The sequence below is a fragment of the Pseudomonas putida genome (assembly GCF_025905425.1).
In the GTDB taxonomy this organism is placed as follows: domain Bacteria; phylum Pseudomonadota; class Gammaproteobacteria; order Pseudomonadales; family Pseudomonadaceae; genus Aquipseudomonas; species Aquipseudomonas putida_AF.
This window is the reverse complement of the sequence record NZ_CP109603.1, coordinates 5,551,932-5,565,986: the sequence shown is the minus strand read 5'-3', so window position 1 is coordinate 5,565,986 and position 14,055 is coordinate 5,551,932. Positions and strand designations below refer to the sequence as shown.

Genomic DNA, 14,055 nt, shown 5'->3' with positions numbered 1-14,055 from the left:
TTTATTCAGGTGCGAAGATCTTACCCGGATTCATGATGCCGTTAGGGTCGAAGACGGCCTTAATTGCCTTCATGCAGGCGATTTCTTCGGGCGAACGGCTGTAGCCCAGGTAGTCGCGCTTGGTCATACCCACCCCATGCTCGGCCGAGATCGAGCCGTTGTAGCGCTGGACGATCTCGAACACCCACTTGTTGACCTTGGCGCACGAGGCAAAGAAGTCGTCCTTGCTCATGGTGTCGGGCTTGAGGATGTTCAGGTGCAGGTTGCCGTCACCGATGTGGCCGTACCAGACCACTTCGTAGTCCGGGTAATGCTCGCCGACAATGGCATCGATATCGCGCAAAAACGCTGGCACCTTGGAAACGGTGACAGAAATATCGTTCTTGTACGGTGTCCAGTGCGAGATGGTTTCGGACAGGTACTCACGCAGCTTCCACAGGTTCTTCAACTGGGTTTCGCTCTGGCTCATCACCCCATCCAGCACCCAGCCTTGCTCGACGCAGTGCTCGAAGGTGGCCAAGGCTTCGTTGGCGACCTCCTCGGTGCTGGCCTCGAACTCCAGCAGCGCATAGAACGGGCAATCGGTCTCGAAAGGCGCCGGCACATCGCCACGGCCCATGATCTTGGCCAGGCCCTTGTCGGAGAAGAACTCGAAGGCTGTCAGGTCGAGCTTGCCCTGGAAGGCATGCAGCACCGGCATGATCGAGTCGAAGTCCGGCGTGCCCAGTACCATGGCGGTGAGGTTACGCGGGGCGCGGTCCAGGCGCATGGTCGCCTCGACCACAAAGCCCAGCGTGCCCTCGGCACCGATGAACAGCTGGCGCAGATCGTAGCCGGTAGCGTTCTTGATCAGGTCCTTGTTCAGTTCGAGCAGTTCGCCCTTGCCGGTGACCACTTTCAGCCCGGCAACCCAATTGCGGGTCATGCCGTAGCGAATGACCTTGATGCCACCGGCATTGGTACCGATATTACCGCCGATCTGGCTGGAACCACTTGAGGCGAAGTCCACCGGGTAATACAGGCCCTGTTCCTCGGCATAGGCCTGCAACTGCCGGGTAATCACCCCCGGCTGGCAGACCACGGTGCGGTCGAACGCATTGAAATCGAGAATCTGGTTCATGTAGTCGAACGCGACCACAACTTCGCCATTGGCTGCCACGGCACCGGCCGAAAGCCCAGTGCGCCCGCCAGAAGGCACCAGTGCCACTCTGTGGCCATTGGCCCAGCGGACAATCGCCTGCACCTGCTCGACCGTCTTGGGGAAGACGATGGCCGTGGGCGCGGGCGGGTAATGCTTGGTCCAGTCCTTGCCATAGGCTTCGAGGGAAGCCGGGTCAGTCAGGACCTTGCCAGGGTCGACAAGGGTCATCAGTTCTTCAATAACAGCGGGGTGGGTCATCGCTGGAACTCTCGACTTATTCATAGTCACCCTGAGCACTCTTCACCTGTCGGGATAAGCTCAGATTGTGTCGCGTATGCTAGCATAGCCCTCCCGCTGTTCATGCTAAGGCCGACGCCGCGCCTAGCATCACCCCTCGCCATTTTTTCTCCGGGATACAGGTTTACGCAGATGAGCAAGACTTCTCTCGACAAGAGCAAGATCCGGTTCCTTCTTCTTGAAGGTGTGCACCAGAACGCGGTCGATACCCTCAAGGCTGCCGGCTACACCAACATCGAATACCTCACTGGTTCGTTGCCGGAAGCCGAGCTGAAGGAAAAGATCGCCGATGCCCACTTCATCGGCATTCGTTCGCGCACGCAACTGACCGAAGAGATCTTCGACTGTGCGAAGAAGCTGGTCGCGGTTGGCTGCTTCTGCATCGGTACCAACCAGGTCGACCTGGAAGCGGCCCGCGAGCGCGGTATCGCCGTGTTCAACGCCCCGTATTCCAACACCCGTTCGGTGGCCGAGCTGGTGCTGGCCGAAGCCATCCTGCTGCTGCGCGGCATCCCTGAGAAGAACGCTTCGTGCCACCGTGGTGGCTGGATCAAGAGCGCAGCCAACTCCTTCGAGATCCGTGGCAAAAAGCTGGGTATCGTCGGCTACGGCTCGATCGGCACCCAACTGTCGGTCCTGGCCGAGAACCTGGGCATGCAGGTCTACTTCTTCGACCCGCTGACCAAGCTGCCGCTGGGCAACGCCGTACAGGTCGCCAGCCTGCACGAGCTGCTGGGCCTGGCCGACATCGTCTCGCTGCATGTGCCTGAGCTGCCATCCACCCAGTGGATGATCGGCGAGAAGGAAATCCGCGCGATGAAGAAGGGTTCGATCCTGATCAACGCCGCTCGCGGCACTGTGGTCGAGCTGGATCACCTGGCCGCCGCGATCAAGGACAAGCACCTTATCGGCGCCGCCATCGACGTGTTCCCGGTCGAGCCGCGCTCCAACGACGAAGAGTTCGAAAGCCCGCTGCGCGGCCTGGACAACGTGATCCTGACCCCGCACATCGGTGGTTCCACCGCCGAGGCCCAGGCCAACATCGGCCTGGAAGTTGCCGAGAAGCTGGTCAAGTACAGCGACAACGGTACTTCGGTTTCCTCGGTCAACTTCCCGGAAGTTGCCCTGCCGGCGCACCCAGGCAAACACCGCCTGCTGCACATCCACGAAAACATCCCGGGCGTGCTCAGCGAGATCAACAAAGTCTTCGCCGAGAACGGCATCAACATCTCCGGTCAGTTCCTGCAGACCAACGAGAAAGTGGGTTACGTGGTGATCGACGTCGACGCCGAGTACTCGGACCTGGCGCAAGAGAAACTGCAGCACGTGAAGGGCACTATCCGCTCCCGCGTACTGTTCTAAGTTTCACTGCGGCATAAAAAAGGGAGGCCCAGGTGGCCTCCCTTTTTCATTGCTTACTTCACCTCGACGGTGATCTTCTTCGACTCGACACTCGGCTTGAACGGCACGTGATACTGGTCGCCCAATACCAACTGCAAGGTGTGCTTGCCCGGCGTCAGGGTAATGGTCGCCTCGGTCTGTGCCTTGCCGAAATGCAGCACTTGCGGGCCGGCCGGCAGCGGTGCGTTGTTCTCGGGCATCAGGCTGGTTGGCAGGGGCATGTCGGCTACCGGCTCTTTGTCGACGTCCACCAGCAGGTGGTGATGCCCGGTGTGCGGGGTCTGGTCACCCGCAGGCTTGAGCCCCATACCCTCGATGCCGAACTTGACGGTAAAGGTCTTGTCGACCGTTGCGCCGTCGGCGGGGGAAACGATGAAGACCTTGGCATCCTTGGGCGGCTCCTGGCTCTTCAGGGCATCCGCGGCACTGGCGAACACCGAGGCCCCCATCAGCAGACCGGCAACGGCAGCACGCGAAAATAGGCTATTCATTCACTTCTCCTGTGATTCACTTAAAGACCACCACCTGCAAACGAATGGCGGCGGTAGTTCACCATAGCCCACAAAGAGAAATATTTCAGTTAGGGTTAAACCTCGCCAAGGCTTCAAGGTCATAGGCTGCGCTCGACCACGGCGAGGAAGAAAGCCGTGGCGAAAGATATTCATTTGCCAAAGAAAAAGGGGCACTTAATGCGTTCGACCATAGGCGTACTGCTGGCAGTACTGATCACGCCGTTAGCTCAAGCCGAGCTGATAGACGAAATAGCCGACCGGGGCGAACTGCGCATTGCCGTGCAGGCCGACAACTCGCCATATGCCTTCAAGGAAAACGACCACCTGACCGGTTTCGAGATCGAGTTCGGGCAGGAACTGGCCAAGCAACTGGACCTGCGTGTCACGTTCATCGAGACCCCTGCCGCTGAGGCACTGCCTGGGGTGCAAAGCGGTACCTACGACATCACCCTGACCCCGGCGGACAGCGCGCCCACGGCCGATACCCCCTTCGATGTCAGCCAACCGTTCGGCGAGAAGAAACTGGTTATCCCGTTCCAGAAGGGTAACCCGGCGTTCGAGAGCGCGGTGAACAACGCCCTGCAGCGGCTTAAGGACAGCGGGCGCACGGCTGAGCTTGAGCAGAAGTGGTTCAAGGGTGTGCAGGAGACTGCTGCAGGGCAGTAGGTGATTTATTGCTTGTACTGGCCACTTCGCGGTCCGACTTGCCCGCGAAGAGGCCAGGGCAGAACTAAGCTGAAAGCCCAGCCAACGCTTGTTCCGCCTCATCCAGCTCAAGCTCGCTGAACACCAACACCCCCTCGCGCCGCAGCAAGGCGGTGGTCACGCCCTCCCCTGGCACCTTCACCCCACTGAAGGTGCCATCGTAAGTCAGGCGATTACCACACGAAGGGCTGCCGGACTTGAGTACCGCGACGCGAATCCCATGCCGGCGCACCAGCACCAACGCCAGCTGAGCGCCGGCTAGAAACGCGTCGCTAACGTCCTCACCCGTCATCGTCAGCACTTGTGCCTGGCCATCGAGCACCTCCCCGCCCTGCCCGCCGGGGATCTCCGCAGGCGGTCGCGGTGTGGGCAAGCCGCCAGCCACTTCCGGGCACAAAGGCACTACCCGCCCTTCGCCCTGCCAGCGTTGCAACAGGTCCGGATGGCCACTGGCCCGGCCGTCATAGCGCACCGGCTGCCCCAGCAGGCACGCGCTGACCAGTACCTTGGGCAACTCAGAACAGGTCATTGCCACGCCGCCGGAACCAGCCAGTCAACGACAGGCGCTCACGCCCGGCCGGCAACACTTCATGGGGCACATCACCCGACAGGAACACCACCAGGCATCCGGCCACAGGCTGCACGTCGTGCTCGATGTCGTTGGCCAGGAACATGCGCAACTGGCCGCCATCCTGCGGCTGCCAGCCTTCGTTCAGATAAAGCACTGCCGAGACCATGCGCCGGTCATCGTCGCGAAAGCGGTCCAGGTGGCGACGATAGAACGCCCCTGGCGGGTACAACGCGAAATGGCATTCGAAATCTTCAAGGCCCAGGAACAGCCCTTGGTTGATGGCCAGGCGCAGCTGGTCCATGGCTTCCAGGTACTGATCGCAGGCAGCGGCCTGGCCGGGGTCGATCCACTGAATCTGGTCGCCGCGGATGGCCTCGCGGATCTCCTGTGAAGCCCCGCGCCCAACCCCTGCAGGGTTGAGCTCGCCTTCGGCGTCACGGCGCCGGCACTCGGCTGCTAGCGCGCGCACCAGATCGGCCGGCAAAAAGAGTGCCTGCTGGGACCAGCCATGGGTGGCCAGATCGTCGACGACGGCCGCAAGCATCGGGTGTTCAGGGGAGGTATGCATGGCGCGCATCATATCCATTAGCCCTGCACTCGCACAGCGCCACTTGGCCGAGAAGTGCGCGGATATCTCGACAAACCGACGCCATGCCACGGACAATAGCCGCCTGCCGACAGGAGTCCTGAATGCGCCGTCTGTTTTCCCTGATTCTGCTGATGATCTGCACCATGCCTGTCTGGGCAGACAACCTGGATCAACTGTACAAGGCCGCCGGCTGGCCTGACCAGCGCGCCCACTTCAACGATGCCCTGAGCGCCGCCCAGGAACGCTATCGCAACAGTCTGCCGCCTGCCGTCTACCAAGCGCTGGTCAATAACAGCAATCAGCGCTTCCAGGCCCAGGCCGTGGACCGTCGTGCCCAGGCGCAACTGCGCGCAACCCTGAACAACCCGGCGCCAGCGCTGGCCTTCTTCAAGTCGCCGCTGGGCCGCAAGGTAGTGGCGGCCGAACTGCAGGCCACGCGCAAGGACCAACTGGCCAAGCATGCCAAAGGCCTGCCGAAGATCCAGGCCAGCGACGACCGCCTGCTGGTCATCGGCCACCTGGCTCAGGCGTTGCCCGCCCGTGAGGCCGGTGCCGAAGTCAGCCTGGCAATTGCCGGCGTCGCCGCTGACAGCCTCAGCTCGATGATCCCCGGCCTGTTCGGTGGCGGCCAGGCCCAAGGCCTGCTCGATGGCCAGCGCCAGCGCCTGATGAACCAGATCGGCGAGGACCTCAACAACACCCTGCTGTACGTCTACCGCGACTTGTCCGACGCCGAGCTGGAAGAATTCGCCACCTTCGCCGAATCACCTGAAGGCAAGGCGTATTACCAGGCGGCACTGGCTGCGGTGCGTGCCGGGCTTGCGGTCGGCCAGAGCGCTGCCGACCTCAAGTGATCAGCCCAGGCGCTGGTCGATGAAGGCAAAGTAACGCTGGCGGATGCCTGGCAGCTCATTGGCCAAGTGGTGCCGCGCCTCGGGCAGCATCAGTATCTGCGGTTCGGCAAACTTGGCCTTGAGCACTTCGAGGTTGTAGGGCCAGTCCACCGTACCGTCCGCCTCACCTTGCACGATCAAGGGCCGCCGCGTGCTGCGTGGCGCCCCTTCTATGCGTTTGACCCAGGCGATCAGCGCGCCGACCCAGGCGGTTGGTAAGCGGCGCGGTTGCAGGGGGTCGGCTTGCAGAAACGTCAGGAAGGCCGGGTCGTTGGTGTTCTCGCTGAAACGCCGTTCGATGCCGTTGACGAAGTGGCGCAGCACACAATAGCTGAGCTTCGACCAACGCCAGGAGCAGGGCCGTACCAGAGGTGCGAGCAGAATCACCTGCCCGTCGGCCGGGCTTTGCTCGCCCCGGTGCAACAGGTGGTCGACCACGATGGCGCCCCCCGTGCTCTGCCCGCACAAGTGCCAAGGCCGCGGCAGGTCCAGCCTGCGCGCTTGCTCGAAGAGTGCATCGAGCACCTGTTGATACAGCGAAAAGTCGCTGATGCTGGCCCGCTCACCACTGGACAGGCCATGCCCTGGCAGGTCACAGCTGATCACGGCATAGCCCTGGCCCAGTGCCCACTCGATCACATGCCGGTAAAGCCCCATGTGGTCGTAATAGCCATGCAGCAGGAACACGGTGGCCACGGGTTGTGGCGGTAGCCAGACTTGCCCGACCAATTCGAACCCCGCCGCCTGGAAGCCACCCAGCCAACTGTGCACGGGCAGATCCAGGCCATAGAAATGCTGGTAGTCCCGCCCCTGCACCGACAACGGCTGGCGATCGGTCAAGGGCGCGAGACTGGCACGCAGAAGGTCGGGGAGCAAAGCGGCGGGCATCGGGTACATCCAGAGCGAAGCGAGTATTGATCTGTGATATTCAGCTCTAGCTGGCGTCGTGGCAAGCTTGCTCACCCCCGAACAACCAGCACCTATCAGATTGTGGGAGCGGCCTTGTGTCGCGAAAGGGCCGCAAAGCGGCCCCCGGTTTCAGCGCTATCGCAGAAATTGCCGGGACCGCTGCGCGGTCCTTTCGCGACACAAGGCCGCTCCCACAAAGGGCCAATGACTCCTCATGAATAGCCGAATCATCAAATCATCGTGCACGGCAATCGTCCTACTGGTTGGCGTTGCCATTCTCTGGCAGGCCTACACCACCTTCCAGTCCCGCTACCTGCGCCCGTTCGACAACCAGGCCACCCTGTTCGACGGCAGCCAACTGCGCCTGCCCTTCGAGCTCGCCGGCCCCGGCCCGATCCGTGTGGTGCACTTCTGGGACCCGGCCTGCCCGTGCAATGTCGGCAATCAGCAGCACCTGGCGGACCTTGTCAGCCACTTCGCAGGCGACGGCGTCAGCTTCCATGTGCTGCAAAAACCCGGCAGCCACGGCCAGCTGCCCGCAAACCTCACCGCCCTCAAGCCGCTTACCAGCCTGCCCGGTAGCGAACAACTGCCCGCCTCCCCGGCCGTGGCCATCTGGGACCGACAAGGCAACCTCGCGTACTTTGGGCCCTACAGCGAAGGGGCGGTGTGCAACGCAAGCAACAGCTTCATCGAACCGATCCTCAAGGCGTTGCTCGACAACCGTCAGGTGACCGCCTCCAACACCTTGGCGGTGGGTTGCTACTGCCCCTGGGATGGCTGACGCACCCGCGCCGGGTTACCCACCACCACCGTACCTGCCGGCACATCGCGGGTGACCACGCTGCCCGCGCCGACCACAGCGTTGTCGCCAAGGGTCACGCCCGGCAGGATGATCGCCCCGCCACCAATCCACACGTTGTTGCCGATGGTCACGGGTCGGCCACTCTCCAACCCCGTGCGGCGCACCTCAGGGTCCAGTGGATGGTCGGCGGTGTAGATCTGCACCGCCGGGCCGATCTGGCAATCGTCGCCGATGTGCACCGGCAGCACATCGAGGATCACACAGTTGAAGTTCATGAACGTGTTGCGGCCAACGCTGATGTTGTAGCCATAGTCGCAATAGAACGGAGGGCGGATCACCGCACCTTCGCCAACCTGGCCAAAGTGCTCGACCAGCAAGCCGTGACGTGCGTCGTTGAGCAGCTCGAAACTGCTGTTGTAGCGTTGCATCCAGTGCTTGTTGGCAACCTGCTCGGCTTGCAGCTCGGGGCAGCCGGCGTGATAGAGCTGGCCTGTGAGCATTTTCTGTTTTTCGCTGAGGGACATGGAAACTCCTTTCGAGGGCTATGCTCTGTTCGCGAATCCGTCGATGATCGGACCACAGTTTTCGCTCGAATGCACAAGGAGTCTCGATGAAGCGCAGCCTGACCCTGTTGGCCGTGGTAACCGCCGTGGCCGCTGGCGCCGGTTACTGGTACGTGCACGGCAAGCTGCCGCAACGTGAGGGCGAGGTGGCGATCGCCGGCCTGCAGGCGCCGGTCAGCGTGCGCTATGACGGCCGCGGCGTACCGCACCTGCAGGCACAGAACGAACAGGACCTGTACCGCGCCCTGGGTTACGTGCACGCCCAGGACCGGTTGTTCCAGATGGAGATCATGCGCCGCCTGGCGCGCGGTGAGCTGGCCGAGGTGCTGGGCGAAAAACTCTTGCCTACCGACACCCTCTTCCGCAGCCTGCGTATCCGCGATCAAGCGGCGCTGATGGTGCAGCGGCTGGACCGCCAATCACCCGCCTGGCAGGCCCTGCAAGCCTACCTGGAGGGCATCAACAGCTGGCAGGCCAGCCACCCAAAACCGATCGAGTTCGACCTGCTGGGCATCGCCCCCCGCCCGTTCACCGCCGAGGACACCCTGAGCATCGCCGGCTACCTGGCCTACAGCTTCGCCGCCGCGTTTCGCACCGAGCCCGCGCTCACCTACATCCGCGACCAGCTCGGCCCGCAGTATCTGAAAATCTTCGACCTCGATTGGCAACCCAACGGCGCCGTGGCAACCCCCTTGGCAACCGCCGACTGGCGCAGCCTGGAGGCACTTGCCCGGCTTAGCCACGACGCCTTGGGCGATGCGGGCATCCCGCAGTTCGAAGGCAGCAATGCCTGGGCCGTCGCCGGCAGCCGCACCCGCAGCGGCAAGCCCCTGCTGGCCGGTGACCCGCACATCAGTTTTGCGGTACCGGCGGTGTGGTACGAGGCCGAGCTGTCGGCGCCCGGGTTCAACCTGTATGGCTACTTTCAGGCGCTGAACCCCTTCGCGCTGCTCGGGCACAACCGCGACTTCGGCTGGAGCCTGACGATGTTCCAGAACGATGACGTCGACCTGATCGCCGAACGGACCAACCCCGAAAACACCGACCAGGTGATGATCAATGGCACCTGGCAAACCTTGGAACAGACCGAGCAGACCATCGCCGTCAAAGGCGAGGCGCCCGTCACCCTCAGCCTGCGCCGCTCGCCCCACGGCCCGATCGTCAACGAGGTATTGGGCGCTACCGCAGGGACCACGCCGGTGGCCATGTGGTGGGCGTTTCTGGAAACCGAAAACCCGATCCTCGACGGTTTCTACCAGCTCAACCGCGCCGACACCCTGGGCAAGATGCGCGAGGCTGCCGCCAAGGTCCAGGCGCCTGGGTTGAACTTCGTCTGGGCCAACGCCCGTGGCGACATCGGCTGGTGGGCCGCCGCACAGCTGCCGATCCGCCCGGCGGGCGTCAACCCGACGTTCATCCTCGATGGCGCCAGCCCGCAGGCAGACAAACTCGGCTTCTACCCCTTCAGTGCCAACCCGCAGCAAGAAAACCCGGCACGCGGTTACATCGTTTCGGCCAACTATCAGCCACCTTCGGCCGTGCCTGTGCCGGGCTACTACAACCTGCCGGACCGTGGCCGTCAGCTCGACCGCCACCTGGCCAGCCCTGACGTGAAGTGGGATACCGAAAATAGCCAAGCCTTGCAGTTGGACACCGCCACTGACCATGGCCCGCGCACCCTTGCACCGCTGCTGGCGACGCTGCGCTCGGTGGCCGAGGGTGACGAGGAGAAAGAGCTGGTCGAGCAACTGGCAGCCTGGGGCGGCGACTACCCGCTGGACTCGATTAGCGCCACGCTGTTCAACCAGTTTCTGTATGAACTGGCGTTCGCGGCCCTGCATGACGAATTGGGCGACACCTGGTTCCCGGTGCTGATCAGCACCCGCGCCATCGACGCCGCCCTACCCCGCCTGGCTGCCGATGCCGAGTCACCGTGGTGGGGCACCCGTGGGGCGAACGAACGCACCGACCGTACCGCGGTCGTGCGCATCGCCTGGCAAAAAAGCGTGAAGCACCTGCGAGACACTCTGGGCAGCGACCCGGCGAGCTGGCAATGGGGCAAGGCCCATACCCTGACCCACAATCACCCGCTCGGGGTGAAAAAGCCGCTGAACCTGCTGTTCAACGTCGGCCCGTTCGCCGCACCGGGCACGCATGAGGTGCCCAACAATCTGTCGGCGAAGATCGGGCCGGCGCCGTGGCCGGTCACGTATGGGCCCTCGACGCGCAGGCTGATCGACTTTGCCGATGCCGGGCAGGCCTTGACCAGCAATCCGGTCGGGCAAAGTGGGGTGCCGTTTGATAAGCACTATTCGGATCAAGCTGCGGGGTATATCGAGGGGCAGTACCAACGGGCGCAGCTGGGGGTGATTCCGGCGCAGAGTACCTTGCGCTTGGTGCCGGCTGAGTAAGGGGCTGCTGCGCAGCCCATTCGCGGGGCAAGCCCGCTCCCACAGGGATGATCCCACAGTTGGCGACGCGCCTGTGGGAGCCGGCTTGCCCCGCGAATGGGCCGCAAAGCGGCCCCCGTTACACGATCAACCCTGCCACTTGCCGCCTTCGACAATCACGCTCTCAGGCTTGGTGTCGTCGCTCAGTTCCTTGCGTACATACTGGTCATACAGCTTGAGCAGGAACTTCTCTTCACCCAGCTTGGCCAGCTCGGCATTTACCCAGTCGCGCAACTCGGTGTTGCCCTTCTTCACCGCTGGCGCAATCGGTGCCTCGTCGCCCAGCAGCTCAGGCAACACGCGGTAGCCTGGGTTCTGCTTGGCCCAGCTGAACAGAATCAGGTTGTCCTGGGCATAGGCATCGCCACGGCCAGTGGCCAGGGCTTGCAGCGACTCGCTGTTTTTCTCGAACTTGAGCAGCTTCCAGTCCGGGTGGTTTTTGGTCAGCCAGATATCGGCCGTGGTGCCGGTGGTAACGATGATGGTCTTGTCGGCCAGGTCGTCGAGCGTCTGTACCGCGCTGCCGTCGGCGACGATGGCCTGCACGGCCACGCGCAGGTTGGGGTTGGTGAAGTCCACCGCTTCCTTGCGCTCCGGGGTGACGGTCATGTTGGCCAGGATAAGGTCGACCTTGTCACTCTGCAGGAACGGAATACGGCTGGCCGGCTCCACGGCGACGAACTCGACTTTGTTTTCATCGCCCAGCAGGTCCTTGGCCAGGCGACGACCGATGTCGGTATCGAAGCCAACGTAGCGCCCCTTTTCATCGACGAAACCGAACGGCGGTTTGTCGGTGAACACACCGACGATCAGTTTGTCGCGGGCCTTGATGGTTTCCAGGTAGCTGGTTGCCGGCGAGGCCGCCGCGGGTTTTGGGGGTTCTTCGGCCTTGTTGCAGCCGGCCAGCAAGGCCAGGCCGAACAGCGGCGCCAGCAGTTTGGTGAGGTTGGCAGTTTTCATGACAGTTCCTTGTGCAGTGTCTTCGGCAGGCTTTCTACAAAGGAGAATTTCTCCAGGAACTGCTGCGCGCGTGCGGTCTGCGGTCGGGTGAAGAAGCTCTCGGGGGCGCTCTGTTCAAGGACCCTGCCGGCCTCCATGAACACGATGCGGTCGGCCACCGCGCGGGCGAAGGCCATTTCGTGGGTGACGATGAGCAGGGTCATGCCGTCGCGGGCCAGGCCCTGGATCACCTGCAGCACCTCCTTGACCATTTCTGGGTCGAGGGCCGCCGTGACTTCATCGAACAGCATCACTTCGGGGTTCATGCACAGCGACCGGACGATCGCGATGCGTTGCTGCTGGCCGCCGGACAACTGCCGGGGGTAGGCATCGCGCTTGTCCAGCAGGCCCACCCGCGCCAGCAGCGCTTCGGCCTGGGCCTGGGCTTCGGCACGCTCGCGCTTTTGCACCTTGAGCGGGCCGAGCAGCAGGTTGTCGATCACGCTCATGTGGCCGAACAGGTGATAACTCTGAAACACCATGCCCACCCGCTGGCGCACCTGGCGCCAGTCGGTGCGGGGGTCGAGCAGCTCCTGGCCGCCCAGGCGCAGATGGCCACCGTGGGCTTCTTCAAGGCCATTCAAGCAGCGCAGCAAAGTACTCTTGCCGCAACCGCTCGGCCCCAGCACCACCACCACCTCGCCGGCTTGCACCTTGAGGTCGACGTCCTTGAGCACCTGGTGCTCGCCAAAGAACTTGTTGAAACCCTGGAATTCGATCAATGCGCTCATGAATGTGCCCAACGGCGTTCCAGCACGCGCGAAGCGGCGGACAGCGGATAACAGATGATGAAGAAGAACAAGAACAGCGCGCCGTAGATCAGCACCGATTCGTAGGTGCGCTCGATGATCTGCTGGCCGGCTTTGATCACCTCGACCACGCCGATGAGCACGGCCAACGAGCTGGTCTTGATGATCCGCGTGTAGATGTTGATGGTCGGCGGGGTCATGCGCTTGAGTGCCTGGGGCAGCAGCACGTAGCCATACAGCTGCCAACCGGACAGGCCAATCGACAACCCGGCTTCACGCTGGCCACGCGGCAGCGAACGCAGCGCGCCGCGTACCACTTCACCGACTTCGCTGGCGCCCCACAGGCCCAGCACCAGCACCGCGCACCAGAAACTGGGAATGCTCAGGGCGAAGAAGATCGGCAGGCCAAAGAACACCAGGTACAGCCAGACCAACACGGGGATGGCGCGGAACAGCTCCTGGTAGATCTGCAGCACGATGTTCAGGCCCCGGTTGCCGAGGGTAGCCAGCACGCCATACAGCACACCGCCCAAGGTCGCAAAGAGAATGCCCAACGCCGAGATTGCCAAGGTCTGCGCCGCGCCGCCGGCCAGTTGCGGCAGCGACACCAGCAACAGTTCAGGAGCCGAATTGGCCATGCTGCAGCCTCCTTTCCAGGTACCGCAGCAGCAACGACAACGGCAGGAACAACAGCACGCAGAGCAGGGTCAGCACGGCGAGCATTTCGTAGGTTTTGTAATACAGCGCGATGTAATTCTTGGTGGTGTAGAGGATCTCAGGTACGGCCACAGCCGAAACGACGGTGGTTTCCTTGAGCAGGAAAATGAAGTTGGCGAACAACGCGGGCAGGCTGAGGATGCTGGCCTGGGGCAGGATCACATGGCGCAGCAACTGGCCCTCGGACAGGCCAATGGAGCGCCCGGACTCCAGCTGAGCGCGCGGCACTGCCTCGACACCAGCACGCAACACCTCGGTCAGGTAAGCCCCCCCCATGAACGTCATGGTGATGATGGCTGCAGTGAAACCGGAAATCTTCAGGCCCAGGCTGGGCAAGGCGAAGTACACGAAGAACAGCTGGATCAACAGCGGGGTATTACGCGCCAGCTCGACGTAGCCTTTGACCAGGCGCGACAGGTAAGGGGTGCGCAGCACCAGGATGGTGGCGTTGAGCAGGGCGACCAGCAGCGAGGTGGCGATGGCGATCAGGCCTACCTGCAAGGTCACGCCCACGGCCTTGAAAAACGCAGGCAGGGTGCTGAGGATGAAGGGGATGTCGAAGGTCATGGGTAGAACAGTCATGCGGTGTGCAAGGAGCACGATACCTAGACTGTAATGATATAAAAAACTTTCAATAAATATCTTTATGGGATATCAATATTACGGACTAACACCGCCCTTGTAGGCGCGGCCTTGCGTCGCGTCTACAAGGGATCGCATCACGGGCACAAACAAAAACGCCGACGCAATGGCG

General features: G+C 62.6%; 15 protein-coding genes. 5 read left to right on the top strand and 10 right to left on the bottom strand.

Features of this window, described 5'->3' with window-relative positions; translation table 11 throughout:
* Position 1: 1 nt before the first annotated feature.
* Positions 2-1,399 carry a D-2-hydroxyglutarate dehydrogenase gene (locus OGV19_RS25130; protein ID WP_264311129.1) on the bottom strand — a complete coding sequence of 466 codons (1,398 nt, stop codon included), beginning with the start codon at positions 1,397-1,399 and terminating at the stop codon, positions 2-4.
* 171 nt (positions 1,400-1,570) lie between these two features.
* On the opposite strand from OGV19_RS25130, the gene serA reads away from it, so the two are divergent.
* Entirely contained in the window at positions 1,571-2,800 is a 1,230-nt protein-coding gene (gene serA / locus OGV19_RS25125; RefSeq protein WP_027592284.1) for a phosphoglycerate dehydrogenase, read from the top strand.
* 53 nt (positions 2,801-2,853) lie between these two features.
* On the opposite strand, the gene OGV19_RS25120 is transcribed toward serA, so the two are convergent.
* Positions 2,854-3,330 (bottom strand): DUF4399 domain-containing protein, encoded by a 477-nt coding sequence (locus OGV19_RS25120; RefSeq protein ID WP_264311128.1) that lies wholly within the window; start codon positions 3,328-3,330, stop codon positions 2,854-2,856.
* Between the two features lie 198 nt (positions 3,331-3,528).
* Here OGV19_RS25120 and OGV19_RS25115 point away from each other — a divergent pair, with 198 nt between their 5' ends.
* The gene (locus tag OGV19_RS25115; RefSeq protein WP_264311127.1) at positions 3,529-4,017 is read left to right on the top strand and encodes a substrate-binding periplasmic protein; all 489 of its coding nucleotides are present in this window, start codon (positions 3,529-3,531) and stop codon (positions 4,015-4,017) included.
* Positions 4,018-4,081: 64 nt separating this feature from the next.
* Here OGV19_RS25115 and OGV19_RS25110 read toward each other — a convergent pair whose 3' ends face one another.
* The gene (locus OGV19_RS25110; protein WP_264311126.1) at positions 4,082-4,585 is read right to left on the bottom strand and encodes a 2-thiouracil desulfurase family protein; all 504 of its coding nucleotides are present in this window, start codon (positions 4,583-4,585) and stop codon (positions 4,082-4,084) included.
* Positions 4,572-5,204, bottom strand: a complete 633-nt coding sequence (locus tag OGV19_RS25105; RefSeq protein WP_264314002.1) for a 2OG-Fe(II) oxygenase — start codon at positions 5,202-5,204, stop codon at positions 4,572-4,574. The genes OGV19_RS25110 and OGV19_RS25105 overlap by 14 nt, the downstream gene beginning before the upstream one ends.
* A gap of 113 nt (positions 5,205-5,317) precedes the next feature.
* Here OGV19_RS25105 and OGV19_RS25100 point away from each other — a divergent pair, with 113 nt between their 5' ends.
* A complete protein-coding gene (locus tag OGV19_RS25100) occupies positions 5,318-6,070 on the top strand; it encodes a DUF2059 domain-containing protein (protein WP_264311125.1) in 753 nt (250 codons plus the stop codon).
* Here OGV19_RS25100 and OGV19_RS25095 read toward each other — a convergent pair whose 3' ends face one another.
* Positions 6,071-6,997, bottom strand: a complete 927-nt coding sequence (locus OGV19_RS25095) for a phospholipase BipL (protein ID WP_264311124.1) — start codon at positions 6,995-6,997, stop codon at positions 6,071-6,073.
* Between the two features lie 235 nt (positions 6,998-7,232).
* On the opposite strand from OGV19_RS25095, the gene OGV19_RS25090 reads away from it, so the two are divergent.
* Positions 7,233-7,802 carry a DUF6436 domain-containing protein gene (locus OGV19_RS25090; protein WP_264311123.1) on the top strand — a complete coding sequence of 190 codons (570 nt, stop codon included), beginning with the start codon at positions 7,233-7,235 and terminating at the stop codon, positions 7,800-7,802.
* Here the strand turns inward: OGV19_RS25090 and OGV19_RS25085 are convergent.
* Positions 7,781-8,347, bottom strand: a complete 567-nt coding sequence (locus OGV19_RS25085; protein ID WP_264311122.1) for a sugar O-acetyltransferase — start codon at positions 8,345-8,347, stop codon at positions 7,781-7,783. The two genes, OGV19_RS25090 and OGV19_RS25085, sit on opposite strands and share 22 nt — an antisense overlap.
* 86 nt (positions 8,348-8,433) lie before the next feature.
* Between OGV19_RS25085 and OGV19_RS25080 the strand changes: the two genes are divergently transcribed.
* Positions 8,434-10,797 carry a penicillin acylase family protein gene (locus OGV19_RS25080; protein ID WP_264311121.1) on the top strand — a complete coding sequence of 788 codons (2,364 nt, stop codon included), beginning with the start codon at positions 8,434-8,436 and terminating at the stop codon, positions 10,795-10,797.
* Between the two features lie 126 nt (positions 10,798-10,923).
* Here OGV19_RS25080 and OGV19_RS25075 read toward each other — a convergent pair whose 3' ends face one another.
* Genes OGV19_RS25075 through OGV19_RS25060 form a run of 4 tightly spaced genes read right to left on the bottom strand, consistent with a single transcriptional unit; the run spans position 10,924 to position 13,868 of the window.
* On the bottom strand, positions 10,924-11,796 hold the full coding sequence (locus OGV19_RS25075; RefSeq protein WP_264311120.1) for a transporter substrate-binding domain-containing protein: 873 nt from the start codon (positions 11,794-11,796) through the stop codon (positions 10,924-10,926).
* Complete coding sequence (locus OGV19_RS25070) at positions 11,793-12,566, bottom strand: amino acid ABC transporter ATP-binding protein (RefSeq protein ID WP_264311119.1); 774 nt, start codon at positions 12,564-12,566, stop codon at positions 11,793-11,795. Before OGV19_RS25070 ends, OGV19_RS25075 begins: the two co-directional genes overlap by 4 nt.
* The gene (locus OGV19_RS25065) at positions 12,563-13,222 is read right to left on the bottom strand and encodes an amino acid ABC transporter permease (RefSeq protein ID WP_264311118.1); all 660 of its coding nucleotides are present in this window, start codon (positions 13,220-13,222) and stop codon (positions 12,563-12,565) included. Before OGV19_RS25065 ends, OGV19_RS25070 begins: the two co-directional genes overlap by 4 nt.
* Positions 13,203-13,868 (bottom strand): amino acid ABC transporter permease, encoded by a 666-nt coding sequence (locus OGV19_RS25060; protein ID WP_264314001.1) that lies wholly within the window; start codon positions 13,866-13,868, stop codon positions 13,203-13,205. Before OGV19_RS25060 ends, OGV19_RS25065 begins: the two co-directional genes overlap by 20 nt.
* Positions 13,869-14,055 lie beyond the last annotated feature (187 nt).